The following is a 7,291-nucleotide window of genomic DNA, read 5'->3' on the forward strand; positions in this document are numbered from 1 at the left end:
TTGTTTCAATTGATGCTGAAACAGTAATTGGACCTATATATGGAGGTATAACTTTTACCGAAATAAAAGCTTATATAGTAGATGCATATGAAAACTGGGATAATCCTCCAGAATACATTTGCTTAATTGGAGATGGTAGTTTCAATAGCAGTTATAGTATCCCTCCAGGTTTTATTAATAATAACGAATCTGATCAACTATACGTACTGATGAGTGATGATTATCTTCCTGATATTATGATAGGAAGATTACCATTTAGTAATAATATATCTGATAATCGAACTATCATCAATAAAATTATAGATTACGAAACTGAACGTAACACAACCGATACATGGATAGAAAATGTCTTATTAGTTAGTGATCCATATTATGATGACAGGTCATATGTTCATAGTAAAATTACAACAAATCAGTATATTCAATCAATCATTCCAAATGAGAACTCTAATTATAACATAGATTTTCTAATTGATCCAAGTTTGAATCAGTTATGGTGGGAATTTGAATATGGTATTAGTTTTTTCAATTACATGGGAGATAATCATTTTAGTAACATAAATATTAATTGGATTAACTCATTAGGTAATGGAGATATGCTACCGTTTATTTCTGCAATTACTTGTGATACTGGTCAATATGGTGATGATGGATTCGGTCCTTTATTTCTCACAGCAGGACACTCTACTCATCCGGAAGGAGCAATAGCGTTTATTGGATCAAGTTCTGGAGGTACAATTACAGTTTATAATAATCACCTCTCAGCTGGAATATCTTCCGGCATTTTTAATGATCAAGTCTATTCATTTGGTGGTGCATTGTTGAAAGGTCAAGTCGCATTACAGACAGCTTTTCCTACAAATCCTGCTTATTTAACGGACACAATTTTATGGAATAACCTTTTTGGAGACCCAACCATAGAATTATGGACAGATGTACCAATGGAAATGATTGTAGATGATTATCCATTAACTAAAACTCTCGGTGATAATTATATTGAATTTAACATCACTAATTCTAATATAGAACCTTTAGACAGTGTTTTGGTTTGCTTATTAAAACAGACGGTAACTGGTGATGATGAGATATTTGAAACATATTACACAGATGAAAATGGAGATGTTCAAATTCCATATATTGCCTTTACAACCGGTGTAGTATTAGTAACTGCTACAAAGCATAATTATACTCCTCATCTAGGAAATTTCACTATAGTTGAAGAAGAATTTTCAGTTAATTTTAACAGCTTGGTTATTGATGATGATAATTCTGGAAATTCAATAGGAAACGGAGACGGATTGGCAAACCCCGGTGAACAAATAGAATTAGTTATTATTCTTAAGAATTTCGGCAGCGTTACAGCAGAAAATATCACCGCAGAAATAAGCACTGAACATCCTAATATCAGCGTAATCAATGGTTCAGCAAGTTATGGAAATATAGCCCCGGGAGAAATAGCAGCTCCCGGTGATTATTTTGTGGTTTCAATCGGTTTGAACTGCCCTGATGAAAATGCAAATCTTGATATTGTAATACAAGATGACAACAATCATACTTATTATGGGATTGTTGTTTTACCAATTACAGGATATGAGACTGAATTTGTTGAGATCAACAATAATGTTTTTCCCAACGGTACTCATGACATTACAATTTCATTACAAAATACTGGAGAAATTACAACGCCTGGTTTTTTTACAAAGTTGATTGGCAATTATGACGATTTAATAATAGAAGATGAATATGGGAATTATAGTCCAATAGAGCCGGGATTGACAGGTGTAACAAATGATTATTACACAATAACAGCAAATGAATCTATTATACCTGGTGCTGTATTCAACCTAACATTAGAAATTTATGTGGATTTAACTTATCAAACGTTATTCAAGAGTCTAAGTATTCCACTAGTTGTGGGAATACCAGATGTTGATGATCCACTGGGACCTGATACTTATGGCTATTTATGTTATGATGACGGAGATATTGGATATGATGATGTTCCTGTATATGAATGGATAGAAATTAATGTAATCGGTACTCCATTAACTGAAATAAACCAAGAACCGGGTCCGAATGATCTGGGAGCTTATAATCAAGCAATTAATCTTCCATTCAATTTTTCATTTTATGGAATCGAATATGATAATAAGCTAACTGTTTCATCTGCTGGATTTATAAGTTTTGGTGATCAAGATGAAGCAGCCTTTTTTAATTCTCCACTGCCGGGACCTTTAGGACCGAGCCCAATGATTGCAGCTTTCTGGGATGAGATGGATTATATCGAAGGTACAAGTAACGCCAGTTATTTTTATGACGATATGTATCATAGATTTATCATTGAATGGAATTATTTTGCAAATAGTTATAATACACTTGCTCAAGAAACTTTCCAGGTAATTCTATTTGATCCTGCCTATTATCCTACTTTGTCATCTGATGGCTTGATTAAAATGCAATATAAACACATAAACAATGATGATGTACTATTTTGCTATTCCAGTATTGGATTAGAAGACCACACTCAGTCAATTGGATTACAATATACATATTTCAATATCTATCCTGATGCAGCAAAAGAGCTGGAAAATGAAATGGCTATTTTCTTCACTACAGGAAAAAATAGACAGGAAGGAACCATGAATATTCCTGCAGGGCAAACAGTTGAACTCGATCATCTCTATATTGAAAACGGTTTATATAATGATGTTTATGGGACTTTAATTGTTAATGATGGTTTACAAATAAATAGTAACTCAACATTAAGAATCTATGGTACATTAATACTCGAAAATTCAAATCTTTTTGTTTTGGAAGGTAGTCATATTGAATTATATGGAACTTTAGATTTAAGAGATGGCAGCAGTGTAGAATTCATCGAAAATTCTTCATTCCTTGTAGAAGCTGGAGCAACTATTCTTGGTAATACTACAAGTGGAGACCGCATCATAATTCAGGACGGAAGTGATTTTTCTATTAACGGATCTCCTGAAGAACGAGTTACTATTACCTCCTCAAACCCACCAACATTTTGGAAAGGAATCACATTTAAGAATTATTATGAGGATGATATTTTGATAGAAAATTGTGATTTCTCTTATACTAGTCAACTGGAATTTTCTGACGATGATGCAGATATGCAGGTGAAAATGAAGAACTGTAATTTTACAAATTCCGGTGTAATATTAGTAAGAGAACTTGCTTCATTTGAATTAATAGGAGAAAATGAATTCAGGTGTGATATCAGCCAGAATATAGGAGCTCCGATTTTTACTTTCAGTACTAATTGTCTAATTGAAAATTGTGATATTCATAACAATGGTGGCGGACTGGCTATGTATTATCCAAGCTTGCAGGGGCAATCAGAAATTAAAAATACAGATATTTATGAAAATATTTGTTTTGGAGTTCACTTGTATCAAGCTTCTGTAATATTTGATAATTGTTTGATTGAACTGAATCGATATCATGGATTTATGGCTGACCATAATGCAGTTTCAAAGCTGAAGGATTGTACAATCCAGAATAATGGAAATCCATTACCCGGGTATCTAAATAATGGTGTAGAAATTATGGCTGCATACGATTCATTTCCTTATATGCATAAAGATGATCCTGTCAATTATACCCAGGGAATGAATACCATATATGATGAAGTGGATGGTGGCTACACTGATCATTTCCTCTTATGGGTGAGCGGATTTGAACCGGGTATGCGGCAGATCCCGATGTGGGGTAATTTCTTCCTGAACTCAAATGACCCGGGATATACTGAAAGGTTTTATCCTGAATACAATACTTTTAATTTCAGTGAAGTACCACATGATCCTCGTACTGCTTATGATACGGCACAAAGTAAAATTATTGCCGGAGATTATGAGGAAGCAAAAATCGACTTGAAGAATCTAATATCAGATTATCCTGAAGAAGATTATTATGTTTCCTGCTCTCTTAACTGGCTTTTGTTCCTGGAAAAATTTGCCGGCAATGATTTTACTGAACTCAGGAATTATATAGAAGGGCTTTCCTTACCGGCATCTCAAGAACAAGTTATGTACAACGTCATTTCTCAAACTTATGCCCAGGATCAAGATTATACAGAAGTTCTTCCCAGGTGCGAATTTATTATTAATGATCCTCCTACTCCGGAAGAACTTATCTATGCAACGATAGACGAAGGTTATTATTACCTGAAAGCACTGGAACAAAACCAGTCTGGTCGTGGTTTACCCGTTTGTTCGGTAAAACTAAAAGATTTCACAGAATTTATGGAAATGCTTAGAGAACTCGAACTTGAATTACATGATATTTTATCTCCTGAAGACCCTCCATTAATTAAACTGAGAGCGAATAACTATCCCAATCCGTTTAATCCTGAAACCACTATCTCATTCGATCTTCCACAAGATTCAAAAGTTAACATTTCTATTTACAACATTAAAGGACAAAAGATAAAAACATTATTAGCTGGAAATTTTGAAAAAGGAACTCAATCTGTAATCTGGAATGGAATGGATAGCAATAATAAACCGATTGCTTCAGGAATTTACTTCTACAAGCTTTCTGCAGGCAAAGAAACAGCAATAAAAAAAATGTTGCTTCTCAAGTAACCTTTTGCTTTTTTTGTATCATCCTTAAAGTCCCTCTCCTCAGAGGAGAGGGATTCAGGGTGAGGTGGTGAAATAATGAAAAAAGTACTTTTTCCTTTCATCTTTATTCTTTTATCTTTAAATCTTTTCCCTACTGATGTTCAAGGGCATATTTCAGAAGATACAACCTGGAGCCCGGAAAATAATCCTTATATCGTTGTTGATAATATCTTCGTTGATGCCAATATAACTCTTACCATTCTTCCGGGAACAATCGTTAAATTTAATACATCCACATATCCTTATGGTGATTATGAATATGGTGATGGCTATACAGAAGCAAAGTTTATGAAAGTAAGCGGGAAACTGAAAGCTGAAGGAACAGCACAGGACAGTATTATTTTCACCAAGAATTGTGAAGAAACAGACCGCAGGTGGGGAGTGATCATTTTTAATTATTTGAGTGAGGACGATTCTATCCTTAAACATTGCATGATTGAATATTCCTATTACATCAGGTTAATGTTCGCTGGCGACTGGTATTGGGGAGGTGTATCTTTAAGCAATGCCCGAGTAACTATTTCTAATTGTTATTTCAAGAACTTCAAATATGGTATTCATGGTTTTTATGATAGTGAACCGCTTATATATCATAACTATTTTACAAGTGATGAGAATAATATAGCACCTGGGATTGGAATTTATATTGAAGAAAATATTGGTATAATGCCATATATTTTTTACAATCAATTTACTAATTGTAGCGGTATATACTTCTATGAAGTAAATATCTCATCCATTACATCAATAGCATATAACACATTTAGTAATTGCAATTATGCTATTGATTTTCTGAGCAGTCCTGTATATGTGTATAAAAATAATTTTACAAGCTGCACTAATGCAATAAATGTGAATGCGTGGGAAACAGATGATTTTGAAGTTGTTATAAAACAAAATTATATAGATAGTTGCCTAAACGGAATTAGAGCAGGTTTTAAAGTAGAAGCGTATGAAAACATTATTACAAATGGAAGAACGGGAATAACTTTATCAGATAATAATTGTATAATCAAAAATAATATAATTTCTAACAATTCATATCGTGGTATTCGCAACTTCGATAATAATTCTTCTATAATGAATAACCTGATAATAAACAATGAAGGAGAAGGGATATATGCTACAGGTTCAGATAATACATCTTATGTAATTAATAATATAATTGCAGGTAGTGAGAAGGGTCTATACATCTCTGCTAATTGTGAATTATTCAATAACATTTTTTTTGATATCGAAGATTATAGTATTTATTCAGGTAATCCAAATGTTACAATAAATTCAGGTAACAATTGTTTTACTGCTCCACTTTCAGTTATGCCTTCCAATTATAATGATCTTGGAGGTAATATCACAGATGATCCCTTATTAATAGATCCTGTAAATGGTGATTACCATTTATCAGAATTAAGTCCGTGTATCGATACAGGAACAGAGGATACAACAGGTCTTTTTTTACCGTCGTATGACCTGGATTTTTTATATCGAATCTGGGATGGAGATAATAATGGTATTCCTATAATCGATATGGGTTGTTATGAGTTTGGTTCACAGCCTTTGATGGGTGGAATCGAAGGATATGTTAACACAAATAGCAATTACAATTTTTTACCATTTACAGAGATCGATGTAGATGACACAATAGCTTTTCCTGATACAACCGGATATTATGAGATGAAACTCTTGCCCGGAATTTACGAATTGCATGCTTATTTGGAAGGATATGAGGAAGTAATAATTCCTGATATTGAAATAATGGAAGGAATCTTTACAGAAATTAATTTTGAACTGGAAGCTTTGGTTTCAGCGGAAGATTTTCAATTACCATTTTTGGATTTTCAATTATCAAATTACCCCAACCCCTTCAATCCAACAACAACAATCTATTTCAATTTAACCACGGAGAGCATGGAGTTGATAATTTATAATATCAAAGGACAACAAATTAGACAATATTCAATATTCAATAATCAATCTTCAGTAATTTGGGATGGAACCGATAATAATAACCAACCGGTTGGAAGCGGGATTTATTTCTATAAATTGAAATCCGGGGATTTCGAAAAGACGAGAAAGATGATCCTACTAAAATAATATTACAGCAATGATTGACCTTCAGTTAAAATATAATTATACATTTTCTTAGCAAAATCCGAGACAATGACTGCGGTAGAAGGATCGATTTGAACATTATTCAAATATTGAAGACGCAGCACGTCTCCATTTTGAAGTTCAGGAATTACACACGCAAAGAAAAAACCAAAGACTTCCAGAGCAGCACAATAAACTGCTACAGCCGGTTCGGATAAAGGTAAATCCAGATAAATGCATTCAATCTTATTTAAACACAGATCATGAAGATGATGTTTTATTATGCTCTCAATATCTTTACCAAATTTCTTTACAGAAATCATGGCAATGCTTACATCCGGAGAAGCTTGAATTTCCACCACCGAAGACTCAGGAATTTCAATACTTTTAAAATCTGTAATTTTTTCGATCTTCCTGTTGAATTTGCCATATTCATAAATTTCATTAATAATACTCCAGTGATGCATAGGTGGATAAACAGTTCGCAAAGGTTCTTTTTTCACACGAATATAATAAATCACAGTTGTCTGACGTTTTTCCAGGTGAGAATG

The 7,291-nt window shown here is 33.3% G+C and carries 3 protein-coding genes; 2 read left to right on the forward strand and 1 reads right to left on the reverse strand.

The window, feature by feature from the left end; all coding sequences use genetic code 11:
• Both RAO94_05340 and RAO94_05345 read left to right on the forward strand, forming a co-directional pair.
• Positions 1-4,610 (forward strand): C25 family cysteine peptidase (locus tag RAO94_05340; GenBank protein MDP8321753.1); only part of this gene is annotated, 4,610 nt, incomplete at its 5' end.
• A gap of 75 nt (positions 4,611-4,685) precedes the next feature.
• Positions 4,686-6,743, forward strand: a complete 2,058-nt coding sequence (locus RAO94_05345; protein MDP8321754.1) for a right-handed parallel beta-helix repeat-containing protein — start codon at positions 4,686-4,688, stop codon at positions 6,741-6,743.
• Positions 6,744-6,745: 2 nt separating this feature from the next.
• Here RAO94_05345 and RAO94_05350 read toward each other — a convergent pair.
• Positions 6,746-7,291: hypothetical protein (locus tag RAO94_05350; protein MDP8321755.1), on the reverse strand; the 546-nt coding region annotated here is incomplete at its 5' end.

This window comes from Candidatus Stygibacter australis (assembly GCA_030765845.1).
Classification (GTDB): domain Bacteria; phylum Cloacimonadota; class Cloacimonadia; order Cloacimonadales; family TCS61; genus Stygibacter; species Stygibacter australis.